Source organism: Pseudoalteromonas sp. H105, from assembly GCF_001469215.1.
Taxonomy (GTDB): Bacteria; Pseudomonadota; Gammaproteobacteria; order Enterobacterales; family Alteromonadaceae; genus Pseudoalteromonas.
Genome location: NZ_LOFH01000020.1, coordinates 1 through 16,111 on the forward strand (window position 1 = coordinate 1; position 16,111 = coordinate 16,111).

23 protein-coding genes and 1 rRNA gene are annotated in these 16,111 nt (G+C 41.7%); 20 read left to right on the forward strand and 4 right to left on the reverse strand.

The window, feature by feature from the left end:
* Nucleotides 1–646 (forward strand): EF-Tu/IF-2/RF-3 family GTPase (locus ATS75_RS19690; protein WP_082665503.1); only part of this gene is annotated, 646 nt, incomplete at its 5' end.
* Nucleotides 647–928: 282 nt separating this feature from the next.
* Here the strand turns inward: ATS75_RS19690 and ATS75_RS19695 are convergent.
* The 4 genes from ATS75_RS19695 to ATS75_RS19710 all read right to left on the reverse strand — a co-directional run bounded on the left by ATS75_RS19695 (nt 929) and on the right by ATS75_RS19710 (nt 3,836).
* Nucleotides 929–1,606 (reverse strand): TorF family putative porin, encoded by a 678-nt coding sequence (locus ATS75_RS19695; protein ID WP_058562122.1) that lies wholly within the window; start codon nt 1,604–1,606, stop codon nt 929–931.
* A 292-nt stretch (nt 1,607–1,898) separates the two neighbouring features.
* Nucleotides 1,899–3,062, reverse strand: coding sequence for a hypothetical protein (locus ATS75_RS19700; protein WP_058562123.1), 1,164 nt, complete (start codon nt 3,060–3,062; stop codon nt 1,899–1,901).
* A 145-nt stretch (nt 3,063–3,207) separates the two neighbouring features.
* Nucleotides 3,208–3,408 carry a helix-turn-helix transcriptional regulator gene (locus tag ATS75_RS19705; protein ID WP_058562124.1) on the reverse strand — a complete coding sequence of 67 codons (201 nt, stop codon included), beginning with the start codon at nt 3,406–3,408 and terminating at the stop codon, nt 3,208–3,210.
* Between the two features lie 8 nt (nt 3,409–3,416).
* On the reverse strand, nt 3,417–3,836 hold the full coding sequence (locus ATS75_RS19710; protein ID WP_058562137.1) for a hypothetical protein: 420 nt from the start codon (nt 3,834–3,836) through the stop codon (nt 3,417–3,419).
* A 236-nt stretch (nt 3,837–4,072) separates the two neighbouring features.
* Here ATS75_RS19710 and ATS75_RS19715 point away from each other — a divergent pair, with 236 nt between their 5' ends.
* The 19 genes from ATS75_RS19715 to ATS75_RS19800 form a co-directional block, all read left to right on the forward strand.
* A complete protein-coding gene (locus tag ATS75_RS19715) occupies nt 4,073–6,007 on the forward strand; it encodes an AsmA family protein (RefSeq protein ID WP_058562125.1) in 1,935 nt (644 codons plus the stop codon).
* 281 nt (nt 6,008–6,288) lie between these two features.
* The gene (rplN, locus tag ATS75_RS19720; RefSeq protein WP_011329449.1) at nt 6,289–6,657 is read left to right on the forward strand and encodes a 50S ribosomal protein L14; all 369 of its coding nucleotides are present in this window, start codon (nt 6,289–6,291) and stop codon (nt 6,655–6,657) included.
* Nucleotides 6,658–6,667: 10 nt separating this feature from the next.
* Nucleotides 6,668–6,982 carry a 50S ribosomal protein L24 gene (gene rplX / locus ATS75_RS19725; RefSeq protein WP_058562126.1) on the forward strand — a complete coding sequence of 105 codons (315 nt, stop codon included), beginning with the start codon at nt 6,668–6,670 and terminating at the stop codon, nt 6,980–6,982.
* A gap of 16 nt (nt 6,983–6,998) precedes the next feature.
* Nucleotides 6,999–7,538: a 50S ribosomal protein L5 gene (gene rplE / locus ATS75_RS19730; RefSeq protein WP_058562127.1), complete on the forward strand. Its 540-nt coding sequence runs from the start codon at nt 6,999–7,001 to the stop codon at nt 7,536–7,538.
* A gap of 10 nt (nt 7,539–7,548) precedes the next feature.
* The gene (gene rpsN, locus ATS75_RS19735) at nt 7,549–7,854 is read left to right on the forward strand and encodes a 30S ribosomal protein S14 (RefSeq protein ID WP_058562128.1); all 306 of its coding nucleotides are present in this window, start codon (nt 7,549–7,551) and stop codon (nt 7,852–7,854) included.
* 21 nt (nt 7,855–7,875) lie between these two features.
* Nucleotides 7,876–8,268, forward strand: coding sequence for a 30S ribosomal protein S8 (rpsH, locus tag ATS75_RS19740; protein ID WP_058562129.1), 393 nt, complete (start codon nt 7,876–7,878; stop codon nt 8,266–8,268).
* Between the two features lie 13 nt (nt 8,269–8,281).
* Entirely contained in the window at nt 8,282–8,815 is a 534-nt protein-coding gene (gene rplF, locus ATS75_RS19745; protein ID WP_058562130.1) for a 50S ribosomal protein L6, read from the forward strand.
* Between the two features lie 9 nt (nt 8,816–8,824).
* Complete coding sequence (gene rplR / locus ATS75_RS19750; RefSeq protein WP_058562131.1) at nt 8,825–9,175, forward strand: 50S ribosomal protein L18; 351 nt, start codon at nt 8,825–8,827, stop codon at nt 9,173–9,175.
* Nucleotides 9,176–9,184: 9 nt separating this feature from the next.
* Nucleotides 9,185–9,691 carry a 30S ribosomal protein S5 gene (rpsE, locus tag ATS75_RS19755; protein ID WP_008115387.1) on the forward strand — a complete coding sequence of 169 codons (507 nt, stop codon included), beginning with the start codon at nt 9,185–9,187 and terminating at the stop codon, nt 9,689–9,691.
* A 3-nt stretch (nt 9,692–9,694) separates the two neighbouring features.
* Nucleotides 9,695–9,877 (forward strand): 50S ribosomal protein L30, encoded by a 183-nt coding sequence (rpmD, locus tag ATS75_RS19760; protein WP_004589203.1) that lies wholly within the window; start codon nt 9,695–9,697, stop codon nt 9,875–9,877.
* 5 nt (nt 9,878–9,882) lie between these two features.
* A complete protein-coding gene (gene rplO / locus ATS75_RS19765) occupies nt 9,883–10,317 on the forward strand; it encodes a 50S ribosomal protein L15 (protein WP_016710202.1) in 435 nt (144 codons plus the stop codon).
* A 10-nt stretch (nt 10,318–10,327) separates the two neighbouring features.
* On the forward strand, nt 10,328–11,656 hold the full coding sequence (secY, locus tag ATS75_RS19770) for a preprotein translocase subunit SecY (protein ID WP_058562132.1): 1,329 nt from the start codon (nt 10,328–10,330) through the stop codon (nt 11,654–11,656).
* 22 nt (nt 11,657–11,678) lie between these two features.
* Nucleotides 11,679–11,792, forward strand: a complete 114-nt coding sequence (gene rpmJ / locus ATS75_RS20255; RefSeq protein ID WP_002959476.1) for a 50S ribosomal protein L36 — start codon at nt 11,679–11,681, stop codon at nt 11,790–11,792.
* A 125-nt stretch (nt 11,793–11,917) separates the two neighbouring features.
* A complete protein-coding gene (gene rpsM, locus ATS75_RS19775; RefSeq protein ID WP_058562133.1) occupies nt 11,918–12,274 on the forward strand; it encodes a 30S ribosomal protein S13 in 357 nt (118 codons plus the stop codon).
* Nucleotides 12,275–12,286: 12 nt separating this feature from the next.
* A complete protein-coding gene (gene rpsK, locus ATS75_RS19780; protein WP_002959471.1) occupies nt 12,287–12,673 on the forward strand; it encodes a 30S ribosomal protein S11 in 387 nt (128 codons plus the stop codon).
* 21 nt (nt 12,674–12,694) lie between these two features.
* Nucleotides 12,695–13,315 carry a 30S ribosomal protein S4 gene (gene rpsD, locus ATS75_RS19785; protein ID WP_058562134.1) on the forward strand — a complete coding sequence of 207 codons (621 nt, stop codon included), beginning with the start codon at nt 12,695–12,697 and terminating at the stop codon, nt 13,313–13,315.
* 24 nt (nt 13,316–13,339) lie between these two features.
* Nucleotides 13,340–14,326: a DNA-directed RNA polymerase subunit alpha gene (locus ATS75_RS19790; RefSeq protein WP_058562135.1), complete on the forward strand. Its 987-nt coding sequence runs from the start codon at nt 13,340–13,342 to the stop codon at nt 14,324–14,326.
* A gap of 39 nt (nt 14,327–14,365) precedes the next feature.
* Nucleotides 14,366–14,767 carry a 50S ribosomal protein L17 gene (gene rplQ / locus ATS75_RS19795; RefSeq protein ID WP_058562136.1) on the forward strand — a complete coding sequence of 134 codons (402 nt, stop codon included), beginning with the start codon at nt 14,366–14,368 and terminating at the stop codon, nt 14,765–14,767.
* 892 nt (nt 14,768–15,659) lie between these two features.
* A 16S ribosomal RNA gene (locus tag ATS75_RS19800) occupies nt 15,660–16,111 on the forward strand; the annotation flags it as partial.

Sequence of the window (16,111 nt, forward strand, 5' to 3'; positions counted from 1 at the left end):
AGGCGAAAAGCAGTGGGAAGACAAGATCGTTGAGCTTGCAGAAGCACTAGATTCTTACATTCCAGAGCCAGAGCGTGACATCGATAAGCCATTCATCATGCCTATCGAAGACGTTTTCTCAATCCAAGGTCGTGGTACTGTTGTAACTGGCCGTGTTGAAGCTGGTATCATCAACGTGAATGACGAAGTTGAAATCGTTGGTATCAAAGAGACGACTAAGTCTACTTGTACTGGTGTTGAAATGTTCCGTAAGCTTCTTGACGAAGGTCGTGCTGGTGAGAACATTGGTGCACTTCTACGTGGTACTAAGCGTGAAGACGTTGAACGTGGTCAAGTACTAGCTAAGCCTGGTTCAATCAACCCACACACAACTTTCACTTCAGAAGTATACGTACTTTCTAAAGATGAAGGTGGTCGTCATACTCCTTTCTTCAAAGGTTACCGTCCACAGTTCTACTTCCGTACAACTGACGTAACTGGTGACGTACAGTTACCAGAAGGCGTAGAAATGGTAATGCCTGGTGATAACGTTAAGATGACAGTAACTCTAATCGCGCCAATCGCGATGGATGAAGGTCTTCGTTTCGCTATCCGTGAAGGTGGCCGTACTGTAGGTGCTGGTGTTGTAGCAACTATCGTAGAGTAATAGTTAGCCTAGCTAATTAATACTAAAAAAACCCGAGCTTAGTCTCGGGTTTTTTAATGTCTGCGATTTACGTCATGTGAAGGTGGCGCTCTTACCTTAGGCGTAGGTGCTTTGTAGTAACGTTTAACGAGTAATAGTTAGACTAGCTAATTAATACTAAAAAACCCGAGCTTAGTCTCGGGTTTTTTAATACCTGCGATTTGAGCTGTAAGCTGATAGCTGTGGTTAAAACAAGAAAAGGGCCCTTAGGCCCTTAGTGTTGCAGCAAGTAACACATTCTTTTTATAAGCTAAAGTCTACTGCGTAAGCGACGTAAGCTTTGATATCACTGTCATCCATATCTGTATCAGAAAGACCAAAAGTGAAACCATCTTTAGAGATTGAAACACCATAATCGATAATGTCATCATCACCTATGAAATCACCAGAATAGTGCCCAAGGTGTAACGCCATTTCAGTGCCATTACTACCTACTGTAAAGCCATAGTCTGCCGTTAGATATAAAGAGTCACCAAAATCTGTGCCGTCTCCACTTGCAGCGGAACTTGCTAGTAAAGAAGCACCAAAGCTGAAACTACCCATGCTGATACTACCGTAAACTTCAGAAAAATCGGCATCAGCACCAGAAGCTGCATCAGGGTAAGCATAGTAGATGTAACCGACGTCATAGCTCATGTTTTCATTAATATTGCCACCAAAGCCAGCATAGAGATCAAGCTCATAAGTCATCTCATCAGCCCATGAAGCATTTGAAGCCCATGTGCCGGCATAGAAACCTGAGTCACTAGCATAATCGATACCGCCTGAAATGGCTGCATCTCCACCTGTCTGCTCTTGACCACGCCATAAGTAATTTGATGTTGCTGCTGCATTGGCTGTAACTTCAGCTAGTGCGGCTGTAGATGTAAGACCCATCAATGCAAGTGCACTTAGTGCAACTGTTTTTTTTAGTTTTAGCATGTTTCGTATCCTGTCGTTATGTTGATTATTGGTTCATAATTATTAATAAGATTGCAGCCTTGCTAATTATGATGCCTATTTTTGTTGTCTGTCCAAGATAGCTGCACTGCTTATGCCAAGTTAAAGTTTAAAGCAAAATTTTATGTTTAAATTTTTATAAAACAGATAGATAAGTTTATTTAGTAGGGGTTACAGGAGGGTTTTGAATTAATAATGTGCACTTATATAGTGCACATATAAATAAAGCTGCACAAGGATCATGCAGCTCGAAATTATGTAGCTACTTGATATATTAGCCAAATATAGTGCGCATTAAGCTAATCGTTTCATTCACACCACGGCCTTTTTGTACTTCACTAATGATTGAGTCCCGTTTAGCACGAATATGCTCAGGTATTTCGTCACTAGCCAGTGCACGGTCAACTAATATCTCTGCAGACTCTTTACCACGGCGAACTGATTTTGTGGAAGTTGTTGCGCTGCGTTTAGGTTTATTTAACAGCTTAATGTAATTTGAGTTATCAGCTGTTGATTTATCCGCATAATAAAAGAAGCAAGGCAGTAATGCTTTAATAGATAAAAGCTGTTGTTCTAGCTCATTATTGCCGGCTGCCATCTTAAACCATGACATCGCATGTATAGTTTGTACTATATCTTGCCAATAGCGTTCAAAGTCACGGTTATTAAGTTTGGTTATACCTAGAGCTGAACAGAGCGCATCAAGTCGCGTATTATTTATTGGCGTAAAAACATCTGGGCGACGCATTGCTAATAAGCGAGTTGCAGGCGCGAGTGTCGGTTTCTCATCACTACCATTAAATGCAAGTAAGTAGTTAACTACAAATTGCTGATAATGCTCTTCGCTCACTTCACCTTCAAGTGGGATGTGGGCAAGTGCTTGATCAAACTGCCCAGGTAAATCAGCCAGCATTTGGTGAAAACCCTTAGCGCTTTTTGTTGATGCAAACCACTCAACATCGAAGTTATATGTACTAGGGTCTAGAGCTGAGGTGTGTTTTCCACAGAAAGTAAGTAAATCCTCAGGGATCATGTCTTTTAAAGGCTGCTCGCGTAAAGTAGAAATATAACTACTCAAACGTAATTGTTCATCAAGTGCTATAAGATCTTTGTGCTGGTCGACAAACATACTAACAACCGGCCACGGTGCAACACGTAATGTTTTCAATTGTAAAAAGCTAATTGCAGAAATTAGTTGGTCATGAAGCTTTTTTAAAAGCGGTAATTGACTCGCTTCGAGTAAGTCGTAATTGATACGATCCTTACTAGCGCTAAGTAATTCGTAACACCAACCTAAAAAGTCTTCAGGATGATTTTCTATTTTTACCGCCATCAGGTTTAGACTGATCTCAGAAGCCTGTTTTAAGATGTTTTGATAAATTTGACTTTCTTGTTCGCCTAATGCCATTTTTGAAGGTGAAATTAGCAGTTTTTTCATGCCTGAGGATACTCCGATTAGATGCTTTTTCAGTTACTTATTTTAGCTTATATTCACTAAAAGCAACAGGGGCGTGCATCATACCTAAGAATACAAGGTATGCAATCATAGTGGGTGCGTAATACCAAGATTGCATCTTTTTTTTTTAGTCGTATTCGTCGAGCGAAAATAGTGACTCTACAGAAGTTTTAAAGTACTGCGCAATTTTTAGTGCAATGATCACCGACGGTGTAAACCGCGCGGTTTCAACTGTACTAATAGTTTTTCGAGATACATTTATTGCATCAGCTAGCTCTTGCTGAGAAAGCCCTGCCTCTTTACGGAATTTAGCGATAAAATTTTGCACGACGCCACCTAATCACGATTTTGCCATAAAATTGAAATACCATACACTAAGCACATAATTGCTAAATAAAAGGTAGCCATCATACTGTGTGATATATGCAAGGCAAAGCTATCGGAGCTCAAATAAACTGCACCCATACTGAAGAGCAAGGCTAATACAACATGTTTATATGCAATAGTGTCTATTGTGTTTAAGTACTCATCTTTATAAGTTAAGTGGTATTTCATTTTGCGTGTGAAGCCGCCCCTAACTACAAACATAAAAAACGACCCAAAAAAAGCAGCGACTCCCAATATTAACAAGGGCGCAGATGCTTTATTCAACATGGGGTATACGCTGATAATCAGTAGCGTAACCCCCATAAAGATGGAAAACCATGCATTTTGACCCATAAATTTTTCTTCAGCTTTAATATCCTGTTTCATAATATTCATCCTTTCAAAGTGTTTGATCTATTTTATTGTAACCCTTAGGTATCAATGTAACCTAAGGGTATCATCTGGTCAATATTTATTTGTAACCTCAAGGTATCAAAATGTTTCAGTGTTTATTCTTATCTAATTGAGTAAAGTGTCCACTAAGAGTTTTTATATATTGATTCAATGATTTTAATCGCAACTCCCGCTATCATGAGAACATTATTTGCACATTTGAAAGGACCATCATGAAAACCACCTTTAAAGTTATAGGGGTAATACTGTTATTGCTGATCGCACTAATAGTCATTGCACCATTTTTAATACCTACTGATGCTATCTTTAATAAAGTATCAGAACAGGTCGAGCAAACCACTGGCCGTACTTTAACAATCAAAGGCGATAAAACATTATCGGTGTTTCCTTCACTCAAACTTGAATTAAATGACGTGCACTTTGCCAATATGCAAACGGGCTCTCGCCAAGATATGGCTAGCATGCAGCAGCTAGCGATTCATATTCCATGGTTTTCAATATTTGGCGGTGAATTTAAACTTGAAAAATTCGTCATTAATGAGCCAACTATTTTGTTAGAGACGGATAAAAACGGTAAAGCAAACTGGCTGCTTTTTGATGCAGTAGCAGAGCAACCACAGGCAACAAAAAATAATGAAGCGGTGAAGTTACCAGAAAATTTTGATATTGAGCTGGGTGAAGTAGCTATTTATGGCGGGTCCTTTACTTATTTAGACGGCCAAACAGGTGCTGAACATCAAATAAACGAGCTAGAGCTTGCTATCTTTTTGCCTTCTCTGCGTGAAGAGCTTGAGGTGAAAGGTGCAATTACGTATATGCAAGAACGCTTTGAGTTAGACGTAAAAGTAGATACTCCTGCAAAAGCAATTGAAGGTAATGCTTTTAATGTAACGCAAAACCTTTCATCACGTTTATTAGATATGGATTTTAAAGGGTTAATTGCAAAACAAGGTCAAGATATTAAAGGGCAACTCGTGCTTAGTGGCGACTCTGTTAAAGATATTGCTAAATGGCAGGGGGTAGAACTGAATGCAAAAGAAAATGCATTTAACGCCTTTACCGTAAAAGGCACAATGCATTTAAATGGTAATAAGTTTAACCTAACAGAGTTATTGGCAACACTTGATGTATTACAAATTAAAGGCAGCAGTGAGCTACATCTAAAAGAACGTTTAGCTGTAAAAGCAAACATAGATTTAGGCATGTTGGACTTAAATCCATACTTACCAGAAGCTGTAGCTAAAAAGCAAGCGCCACAGCAGTCAGAAGAGCAACCAGCTCAGCCAATTGTTTGGGACGATACAAAAATTGATATGAGTGGCTTAAATGCACTTGATGCAAATATTGTTATCCGCTCAAGTGGGCTTAAAGTGAATGAAATAACATTAGGTGCGAACCAGTTCACAGTTAATCTTAAAGATGCTGTTGCTAGCCTTAGCCTTGATAAATTTGCTGCGTATAAAGGTAATGGCAAAGGTAAGGTGACTATAGATGCAAAACAATCCCCATATAAAATAGCGACTAATTTTTCTTTAGATGCAATCGATGCACAGCCATTGCTAAGCGATGCTGCTGGCTTTGATAAGCTCATGGGTAAGGGGTCATTAAATTGGGATTTAACCACCAGTGGTAATAGCCAAAAGAGTTTCATCAATGCATTACGGGGAACACTTGCATTTGAATTTGCAGATGGTGCAGTCAAAGGTGCAAACATTGCTGAAATGGTGCGAAAAGGAAAAGAGCTAATAAAAGGGAATTTTGGGGCTGTATCTGAGGGCCTAGATACTGGATTTGATGATTCACAACAAACAGACTTTTCAGCGCTATCAGGAACTTTTGACTTTACAAATGGTGTTGGTAAAAATACCGATTTGTCTATGCTGAGCCCATTAATTAGAATTACTGGTTCAGGTAACGTTGACTTACCGCTGACGACTGTAAATTATCGTTTAGTTACTGGTATTGTGGATTCACTTGAAGGGCAAGGTACCACGGATAGCAGTACAGGGTTTAAGATTCCTGTTCGGATCAAAGGACCATTTCATGATGTAAATATCAGTTTAGATGCCAGTAAAGCAGCAGAAGAGCAGATTAAAGAAAAAGCAAAAGATAAAATTAAAGATAAATTGAAAGGTTTATTTGGTTAGAATAAACAAAAACAAGTCGTGTAAAAAACAATCAGGGCTTATTTATGCCCTGATTGTTTTATAAACAGCTGTAAAATAGTAAAATATCCACTAGTGCTCATTTAGTGCATACTTTAATAATGAATTAATTAAAAAATAACCTACCACTACCCCCTCAATGCTGATACAATTGCCCGCCCTTAAGAGACAACTTGATTGTTTTTTGGTGGGTATTTAATCTAAATGTCTTGATTTTAAACGATTTAAGGCAAGTTGTAATAACTACACCGGAGGTCATTAACATGATCCAAATGCAAACTCAGCTGGAAGTTGCTGATAACAGCGGCGCTCGCAAAGTGCAGTGTATTAAAGTCTTAGGCGGTTCGCACCGTCGTTATGCAGCGATTGGTGACATCATTAAAGTTTCTGTTAAAGAAGCAATTCCTCGCGGTAAAGTGAAGAAAGGTGATGTTAAAAACGCGGTAGTTGTGCGTACTAAGAAAGGCGTTCGTCGTCCAGATGGTTCTTTGATCCGTTTCGACAGCAATGCGGCTGTTATCTTAAATGATAACTTGCAGCCAATTGGTACACGTATTTTCGGCCCTGTGACTCGCGAGCTTCGTAATGACAAGTTCATGAAAATCGTTTCACTAGCCCCAGAAGTACTGTAAGGAGTCAATCATGGCAGCAAAAATCCGTCGTGATGACGAAGTAATCGTTCTAGCAGGTAAAGACAAAGGTAAGCGCGGCAAAGTGCTTTCAGTTGTTACCGAGTCTGGTCGAGTATTTGTCGAAGGCATAAACTTAATCAAGAAACACCAAAAGCCGGTTCCACAAATGAACCAAGCTGGCGGCATTGTTGAAAAAGAAGCGTCTATCGACGTATCAAACGTTGCGATCTTCAACTCGGAAACGAGTAAAGCAGATCGTGTAGGTTTCAAGATTGAAGATGGTAAGAAATTACGTATCTTTAAATCTACTGGTAAAACTATCTAATAGTTGGAGTAGAATGATGGCGAAACTGCATGAAGTATATAAAGACAAAGTAGTTGCTGACCTTCAAGAGAAGTTCGGTTTCAGCTCTGTCATGCAAGTCCCTCAGATCGAAAAGATCACATTAAACATGGGCGTGGGCGAAGCCCTAGCTGACAAGAAAATTTTAGATAACGCTGTTGCGGATCTAGAAGCTATCTCTGGTCAGAAACCTTTAATCACTAAAGCACGCAAATCTGTTGCTGGCTTCAAAGTGCGTGAAGGCTACCCAATTGGCTGTAAAGTAACCTTACGCGGCGAGCGTATGTGGGACTTTTTTGAGCGTTTGGTTTCAATCGCTATCCCACGTATCCGTGACTTCCGTGGTGTAAGTGCTAAGTCTTTCGATGGACGTGGTAATTACAGTATGGGCGTACGTGAACAAATCATCTTCCCAGAAATTGATTATGATAAAGTAGACCGTGTACGCGGTATGGATATCACAATCACTACATCTGCGAAAACAGATGAGGAAGGCCGTGCGTTGTTAGAAGCGTTTAACTTCCCATTCAAGAAATAAGGGTAGGGTTATGGCAAAGAATTCTATGAAAGCGCGCGAAGCAAAGCGCACAAAATTAGTTGCACAGTTCGCTGAAAAGCGCGCAGCACTAAAAGCTATCATCAGCGATGTGAAAACATCTGACGATGATCGTTGGGACGCGGTACTTAAGCTACAAGCTTTACCACGTGATTCTAGCCCTGCACGTCAACGTAATCGTTGTAACATTACGGGCCGCCCACATGGTTACCTTCGCAAATTCGGCATGAGCCGTATTAAAGTTCGCGAAGCAGCTATGCGCGGTGAAATTCCTGGCCTTAAAAAGGCTAGCTGGTAATAGAATCACGGGAGTAAGACTATGAGCTTGCAAGATCCTATCGCGGATTTGTTCACACGTATCCGTAACGGTCAATCAGCGAAGAAAGTATCTGTAACGATGCCAACTTCAAAGCTGAAAGTAGCGGTAGCTAAAGTATTAAAAGACGAAGGTTATATCGCAGATTTCGCAGTAAACGGCGATGTTAAACCTGAGCTTTCTATCGAGTTGAAATACTTCGAAGGCAAAGCTGTTATTGAAAACATCCAGCGTGTTAGCCGCCCTGGTCTACGTATCTATAAGAGACGTGACGAATTACCGAAGGTAATGGGTGGTCTAGGTATCGCTATCGTATCAACTTCTAAAGGCCTAATGACAGACCGCGCAGCACGTAGTGCTGGTGTTGGTGGTGAAATCATTGGTTTTGTAGCTTAATCGGAGGGGAACTATGTCTCGCATAGCAAAGGCACCAATAAATGTTCCTGCCGGTGTAGAAGTTACATTAAAAGGCCAGGAAATCACAGTTAAAGGCAAAAACGGTGAACTTACTCGTACTATCAACGATGCTGTTGAAGTACAAGTTAACGACAACGTTGTTACAACTTTACCTCGTGAAGGCGTAGCCAATGCATGGGCACAAGCAGGTACTGCTCGCGCTCTAATCAACAACATGGTTGTTGGTACGCATACAGGTTACGAGAAGAAGCTTCAGTTAGTAGGCGTTGGTTACCGTGCAGCAGCAAAGGGTAAAGTTTTAGACTTAACACTTGGTTTCTCGCACCCAGTTAATTTCGCAGTTCCTGAAGGAATTACGATTGAAACTCCAAGCCAAACAGAAGTTCTAGTTAAGGGCGTAGACAAGCAGTTAGTTGGTCAAACAGCTGCTAACATTCGTGCATACCGTAAACCTGAGCCTTATAAAGGTAAAGGTGTTCGTTACGCAGATGAGAATGTACGCCGTAAAGAGGCTAAGAAGAAGTAAGGTAAGACGATGGATAAAAAAACAGCTCGTCTACGTCGTGCTAAACGCACTCGTAGAAATTATATTGAACAAGGCACAACGCGTCTTGTTATCCACCGCACGCCACGTCACATTTACGCTCAAGTAGTTAATGCTGAGGGTAGTGTACTGGCTGCTGCTTCTACTGTTGAGAAAGCTATTAGCGAAACAGTTAAAGGCACAGGCAACGTTGCAGCTGCACAAGCAGTTGGTAAAGCGGTTGCAGAACGTGCGGCTGACAAAGGCATCGAAAAGATTGCTTTTGATCGCAGTGGCTTTAAATATCACGGCCGTGTGAAGGCGCTAGCAGATGCTGCGCGTGAAGCCGGTTTGCAATTCTAGGAGTAGACAATGGCTAACGTAGAAGCAAAGCAACAACAGCCTGATTTAGCTGAAAAGCTAATCGCGGTAAACCGTGTGTCTAAAGTAGTTAAAGGTGGTCGTATCTTTAGCTTCACTGCACTAACAGTAGTTGGTGACGGCGCAGGTAAAGTAGGTTTCGGTTATGGTAAAGCACGTGAAGTTCCAGCTGCTATTCAAAAAGCAATGGAAAAAGCACGTCGCAACATGATCAATGTAGACCTAAATGGCAACACATTACAGCACCCTGTTAAAGGGCGTCATGCTGGCTCACAAGTGTTCATGAAACCAGCCTCTGAAGGTACTGGTATCATTGCAGGTGGTGCTATGCGTGCAGTACTTGAAGTGACTGGTGTGCAGAACGTACTTTCTAAATGTTACGGTTCTACTAACCCGATCAACGTTGTACGTGCAACGATCTCAGCTCTTGAGAATATGAATTCTCCTCAGTCGATCGCTGCAAAACGTGGTCTTCGAGTAGACGAGATTCTGGGGTAAACCATGGCTAATAAAACTGTAAAAGTAACACAAGTAAAGAGCTCTATCGGTCGTTTACCGAAACATAAAGCTACATTACGCGGTCTTGGTTTACGTCGTATCAATCACACTGTTGAGTTAGAAGACACAGCATGTGTACGTGGTATGATTAACCGAGTTTCATACATGGTTAAGGTTGAGGGGTAATTCGAATGCATTTGAATACACTTTCTCCTGCTGCAGGATCTAAGTCTGCTGGTAAACGTGTTGGTCGTGGTATCGGTTCTGGTCTTGGTAAGACTGGTGGCCGTGGTCACAAAGGTCAAAAATCACGTTCTGGCGGTAAAGTACGCGTTGGTTTTGAAGGCGGTCAAATGCCTATGCAACGTCGTCTACCTAAGTTCGGTTTCACTTCTCGCAAATCTTTAGTATCTGCAGAAATTAACCTATACGAAATCGCTAAAGTTGAAGGCGATGTGGTAGACCTAGGTACGTTACAAGCAGCTGGTCTAGTTAAAAAGAACGTTCAGTTCGTTAAAGTTGTTAAATCTGGCGAAGTTTCACGCGCAGTAACCGTTAAAGGCCTTAAGGCTTCTAAAGGTGCTCGCGAGGCTATCGAAGCTGCCGGAGGCAAGGTAGAAGACTAAGGAAGTACTAATGGCTAAACCAGGTCAAGATATGCAAAGTGCACAAGGTGGACTTTCGGAATTGAAACGTCGATTACTATTCGTATTAGGCGCTATCATTATTTACCGTCTAGGTTCATTTGTGCCGATCCCTGGGATTGACGCCGCTGTACTTGCCGATTTCTTCGAGCAACAAAAGGGCACCATTGTTGAAATGTTTAACATGTTCAGCGGTGGTGCACTTGAGCGAGCTTCAGTGTTAGCGCTGGGTATTATGCCTTACATCACAGCTTCGATTATTACGCAACTATTAACGCATATGTATCCTCCGTTTATAGAGCTTAAGAAAGAAGGTGAACAAGGGCGTAAGAAAATTAGCCAGTACACACGCTATGGCACGCTTTTGCTTGCTACTATCCAATCAATCGGTATTGCCACAAGCTTACCGGGTATGATGAACGGGTTAGTTGTTAACCCAGGTATGGGTTTCTACTTCACCGCTGTGGTGAGTTTAGTAACTGGTACTATGTTCCTTATGTGGTTGGGCGAACAAATTACAGAACGTGGTATCGGTAACGGTATCTCGGTTCTAATATTTGTTGGCATAGTAGCAAACTTGCCGTCTGCTATTGGTTCGACAGCTGAAATGGCGCGCCAAGGTGATCTTAATGTTTTAGTACTGTTGATGGTTGCTGTAATCGTATTCGCTGTAACTTATCTTGTAGTATTCTTTGAACGTGGCCAACGACGTATTGTCGTTAACTACGCAAAGCGTCAGCAAGGTCGTCAAGTATTTGCTGCTCAAAGTACGCATTTACCACTGAAAGTTAACATGGCGGGTGTTATTCCACCAATCTTTGCTAGCAGTATTATTCTGTTCCCTGGTACTATCGCCAGCTGGTTCGGTCAGGGTGAAGGTCCTGTCGCTGATGTGCTACAAGCCATTGCAACAACGTTGACTCCAGGTCAACCTTTGTATGCATTAGTTTTAGCTGCAGCTATTATCTTCTTCTGCTTTTTCTACACAGCGTTGGTATTTAACCCACGTGAAACAGCAGATAACCTGAAAAAATCTGGCGCATTTATCCCAGGTATTCGTCCAGGTGAGCAGACATCGAAATACATTGATAAAGTGATGACACGCCTGACATTGGCAGGTGCTTTGTATATAACCTTTATCTGTCTGGTGCCCGAATTCATGACCATGGCATGGCAAACGCCATTCTACTTCGGCGGTACATCAATTTTGATTATCGTTGTTGTGATCATGGACTTTATGGCACAAGTACAAACTCATATGATGTCACATCAATATGATTCTGTGCTGAAAAAAGCGAACCTTAAAGGCTACGGTCGATAAGGTCAGTTTACGGAGTTGAGCAATGAAAGTACGTGCTTCCGTTAAGAAAATATGCCGTAACTGTAAAGTTATTAAACGTGCCGGTGTTGTACGTGTAATTTGCAGTGAGCCTAAGCATAAGCAAAGGCAAGGCTAATTAATAAGTCGTGCAGGCTGAGATTTCTTGGCCTGTGTTTTTAATTGTGATTTGGTCTTCGTTTGAGTATCCTTACGGGCTCTTCAAACAGATGATAACCAAATTCAAATATAGGAGATGTGTTAGTGGCCCGTATCGCTGGCATTAACGTCCCTGATCATAAACATGCAGTTATTGGTTTAACAGCTATTTATGGCATAGGTAAGACTCGCTCTAAGGCTATCTTAGTAGCGACTGGTATCGCCGAGACCACAAAAATCGGTGAACTTTCAGACGAAACACTTGACGTACTTCGTGAAGAAGTTGGCAAGTACACTGTAGAAGGTGATCTTCGTCGTGAAGTTACTTTGAATATCAAGCGCCTAATGGACCTTGGTTGTTTCCGTGGCCTACGTCACCGTCGCTCTTTACCACTTCGTGGTCAAAGAACAAAGACTAACGCGCGTACCCGTAAGGGTCCTCGTAAGCCTATTAAGCGATAAGGGGATAGTATTATGGCTAAGACACCAATTCGTCGTAAAAAGGTTAAAAAGCAAGTTGCTGATGGTATGGCTCATGTTCATGCTTCTTTCAACAACACTATTGTTACAATTACCGACCGTCAAGGTAATGCACTATCATGGGCTACTGCCGGTGGTTCAGGTTTCCGTGGTTCACGTAAATCTACACCATTCGCTGCTCAGGTTGCTGCAGAGCGTGCAGGTACTGCGGCTCAAGAATACGGTTTAAAAAATCTAGAAGTTTTCATCAAAGGTCCAGGTCCAGGTCGTGAATCTGCTGTACGTGCTTTGAATGCTGCTGGTTACCGTATCACCAACATCACTGACGTGACGCCAATACCACACAATGGTTGTCGTCCACCGAAGAAACGTCGCGTTTAACAATAGGTTAGGAGAAATAACATGGCAAGATATTTGGGCCCTAAGCTCAAGCTGAGTCGTCGTGAAGGTACTGACCTGTTCCTTAAGAGCGGCGTAAGAGCTATCGACTCTAAGTGTAAACTTGAGACTGCACCTGGTCAGCACGGCGCTCGTAAAGGCCGCTTATCTGATTACGGTTTACAATTACGTGAAAAGCAAAAAGTACGTCGTATCTACGGTGTATTAGAAAAGCAATTCCGTAACTATTATAAAGAAGCTGCTCGCCTTAAAGGCAACACAGGTGAAAACTTGTTACAGCTTTTAGAGCAACGTTTAGACAATGTTGTATACCGCATGGGTTTTGCAAGCACACGTGCTGAAGCACGTCAGTTAGTAAGCCACAAAGCGGTTTTAGTTAATGGTCGTGTTGTGAACATTCCTTCATTTGTAATTGCTCCAGAAGATGTAGTAGTTATACGTGAAAAGTCTAAGACACAAGCGCGTATCATCGCTGCTCTAGAACTAGCCGAGCAACGTGAAAAGCCGACTTGGGTTGAAGTTGACGGTAAGAAAATGGAAGGTAATTTCAAACGCCTACCTGAGCGTTCAGACCTGTCTGCGGACATTAATGAACAACTAATCGTCGAACTTTACTCTAAGTAAAGTTAAGAGTTAAGAGAGGATAAAATGCAGGGTTCTGTTACAGAATTTCTAAAACCAAGGTTAGTCGATATCGACGCTATCAACCCAACTCGTTCTAAAGTTGTTTTAGAACCATTAGAGCGTGGCTTTGGCCATACGTTGGGTAATGCCTTACGCCGTATACTTCTTTCGTCTATGCCTGGATGTGCAGTAACCGAAGTTGAAATCGACGGTGTGTTGCATGAATACAGCGCGAAAGAAGGCGTACAAGAAGACATCATTGAAATTCTGTTAAATCTTAAAGGTCTAGCAGTAACTTTAGAAGGCAAAGATGAAGTTTTTCTGACCCTGACTAAGTCTGGTGTAGGCCCTGTGACTGCGGCAGATATTCAGCACGATGGCGATGTAACAATTGCTAACCCAGATCACGTTATTTGTCATTTAACGACAGCTAACAGCGATATCAGCATGCGTATTCGTGTTGAACGCGGTCGTGGTTATGTGCCGGCGTCTAGCCGTTTATCCTCTGATGACGATGAGCGTCCAATTGGTAGATTGTTGCTTGATGCATCATTTAGCCCAGTTGAACGTATTGCGTACTCGGTTGAATCAGCACGTGTTGAACAACGTACAGACCTAGACAAGTTAATCATTGATATGGAAACAAACGGCACTTTAGATCCTGAAGAAGCGATCCGCCGTGCGTCTACTATCTTAGCTGAACAATTAGATGCATTCGTAGATTTACGTGATGTAACTGAACCAGAAGAGAAAGAAGAGAAGCCTGAATTCGATCCTATTCTACTTCGTCCAGTTGATGATCTTGAACTAACAGTACGTTCTGCAAACTGTTTGAAAGCCGAGCAAATTCAATATATCGGTGATTTAGTTCAGCGCACAGAAGTTGAGCTTCTTAAAACGCCTAATTTAGGTAAGAAGTCTCTAACTGAAATTAAAGACGTGCTAGCTTCACGTGGTCTTTCTCTGGGCATGCGCCTAGAAAATTGGCCACCTGCAAGCCTAGCTGAATAATCTAAATCACTATATTAGTTTAGTTAGAAGGATAGGGTCATGCGCCATCGTAAGAGTGGTCGTCAATTAAACCGTAACAGCAGCCATCGTAAAGCGATGTTCAGCAATATGGCAGGTTCTTTGGTGAAACACGAAATCATCAAAACAACATTGCCTAAAGCGAAAGAGTTACGCCGTGTAATTGAACCTTTAATCACACTGGCTAAGACTGACAGTGTAGCAAATCGCCGTTTAGCGTTTGCTCGCACGCGTGATAATGAAGTAGTTGGTAAATTGTTCAGCGAAATCGGTCCTCGTAACGCGGATCGTCCAGGTGGTTACACTCGTATTCTTAAGTGTGGCTTCCGTGCTGGTGACAATGCACCAATGGCTTATATTGAACTAGTAGGTCGCACATCTGCAACCGAAGAAGTTCAAGAAGACGCGCAGTCTGCTGAGTAAGTCTTAAAGACACCAAAAAGCCGAGCTTATGCTCGGCTTTTTAATGTCTGAAATTCAAGCGTTAAAACCCACATGTACTTATTATGTATTTTGGTTTAGTACTATTTTGATGTGCTATGTCGCGTAATAAGATTATCCATTTTTGTATTGGTCAAAAATCTGAATGCTTTGGCATATATAGATCTATTACTTCAGGTAAAAGGTTTATTTGAAAATCAGTAACTCTATAAAAAATAAGCTATATCCTCGATACAATTTAGTTCCGCATCATAGATACATTTAAATGCCACTTAACTATTATATAAAGCTTGATCACGTTAATGATCGTTATTGAATTAAATCACAAACTAGATATTAATAACTTAAGTCATACAAAATGGGACAAATGTGCGCAGTTTAGTGCTTTTTTTGGTCGTTTAGCTTGAAATAAGAACGAAGTAGTATTTATTTCATGTTTTATTTAAAAAAGGGTTGATCTGTTTTCGGATCTCCCTATAATGCGACCCCACTGAGACGGCAGAGCAGGCAACGCTTAGCGAGGCAAGCAACTACTCAGTAAGTCGAGTAAAACTTGAATTTAGATTTTTTAGAAAGTTTAAATTTAAGTGTTGACAAAAAAATTGGAAAGCGTAAACTTCGCTTCCCTTGAGTCGCTAAAGCAACTCAAACGTTCTTTAACAATATAAAGCAATCATCTGTGTGGGTACTCGTACAGATTGAGTTCTAACAGCCAAGCTACTTAGGTAGCGAGGCAAAAAATTAGAGTCTCAATTGAAACTGAGTGACCAACAGCAATAACTACTTCGGTAGGAATTGCAGCACAGTCAATTCAATATCGAAAGATATTAAATAAATTCAGAATTCATTGAGCTGTCGAAAGACAAAAAACTTTTAATTGAAGAGTTTGATCATGGCTCAGATTGAACGCTGGCGGCAGGCCTAACACATGCAAGTCGAGCGGTAACAGAAAGTAGCTTGCTACTTTGCTGACGAGCGGCGGACGGGTGAGTAATGCTTGGGAACATGCCTTTAGGTGGGGGACAACAGTTGGAAACGACTGCTAATACCGCATAACGTCTACGGACCAAAGGGGGCTTCGGCTCTCGCCTAAAGATTGGCCCAAGTGGGATTAGCTAGTTGGTGAGGTAATGGCTCACCAAGGCAACGATCCCTAGCTGGTTTGAGAGGATGATCAGCCACACTGGAACTGAGACACGGTCCAGACTCCTACGGGAGGCAGCAGTGGGGAATATTGCACAATGGGCGAAAGCCTGATGCAGCCATGCCGCGTGTGTGAAGAAGGCCTTCGGGTTGTAAAGCACTTTCAGTCAGGAGGAAAGGTTA

Bases quoted from the DNA above. Each gene is read 5' to 3' on its own strand.
- ATS75_RS19695 (WP_058562122.1), bottom strand. From the start codon at position 1,606: ATGCTAAAACTAAAAAAAACAGTTGCACTAAGTGCACTTGCATTGATG.
- ATS75_RS19700 (WP_058562123.1), bottom strand. From the start codon at position 3,062: ATGAAAAAACTGCTAATTTCACCTTCAAAAATGGCATTAGGCGAACAA.
- ATS75_RS19715 (WP_058562125.1), top strand. From the start codon at position 4,073: ATGAAAACCACCTTTAAAGTTATAGGGGTAATACTGTTATTGCTGATC.
- rplN (WP_011329449.1), top strand. From the start codon at position 6,289: ATGATCCAAATGCAAACTCAGCTGGAAGTTGCTGATAACAGCGGCGCT.
- rplX (WP_058562126.1), top strand. From the start codon at position 6,668: ATGGCAGCAAAAATCCGTCGTGATGACGAAGTAATCGTTCTAGCAGGT.
- rplE (WP_058562127.1), top strand. From the start codon at position 6,999: ATGGCGAAACTGCATGAAGTATATAAAGACAAAGTAGTTGCTGACCTT.
- rpsN (WP_058562128.1), top strand. From the start codon at position 7,549: ATGGCAAAGAATTCTATGAAAGCGCGCGAAGCAAAGCGCACAAAATTA.
- rpsH (WP_058562129.1), top strand. From the start codon at position 7,876: ATGAGCTTGCAAGATCCTATCGCGGATTTGTTCACACGTATCCGTAAC.
- rplF (WP_058562130.1), top strand. From the start codon at position 8,282: ATGTCTCGCATAGCAAAGGCACCAATAAATGTTCCTGCCGGTGTAGAA.
- rplR (WP_058562131.1), top strand. From the start codon at position 8,825: ATGGATAAAAAAACAGCTCGTCTACGTCGTGCTAAACGCACTCGTAGA.
- rpsE (WP_008115387.1), top strand. From the start codon at position 9,185: ATGGCTAACGTAGAAGCAAAGCAACAACAGCCTGATTTAGCTGAAAAG.
- rpmD (WP_004589203.1), top strand. From the start codon at position 9,695: ATGGCTAATAAAACTGTAAAAGTAACACAAGTAAAGAGCTCTATCGGT.
- rplO (WP_016710202.1), top strand. From the start codon at position 9,883: ATGCATTTGAATACACTTTCTCCTGCTGCAGGATCTAAGTCTGCTGGT.
- secY (WP_058562132.1), top strand. From the start codon at position 10,328: ATGGCTAAACCAGGTCAAGATATGCAAAGTGCACAAGGTGGACTTTCG.
- rpmJ (WP_002959476.1), top strand. From the start codon at position 11,679: ATGAAAGTACGTGCTTCCGTTAAGAAAATATGCCGTAACTGTAAAGTT.
- rpsK (WP_002959471.1), top strand. From the start codon at position 12,287: ATGGCTAAGACACCAATTCGTCGTAAAAAGGTTAAAAAGCAAGTTGCT.
- rpsD (WP_058562134.1), top strand. From the start codon at position 12,695: ATGGCAAGATATTTGGGCCCTAAGCTCAAGCTGAGTCGTCGTGAAGGT.
- ATS75_RS19790 (WP_058562135.1), top strand. From the start codon at position 13,340: ATGCAGGGTTCTGTTACAGAATTTCTAAAACCAAGGTTAGTCGATATC.
- rplQ (WP_058562136.1), top strand. From the start codon at position 14,366: ATGCGCCATCGTAAGAGTGGTCGTCAATTAAACCGTAACAGCAGCCAT.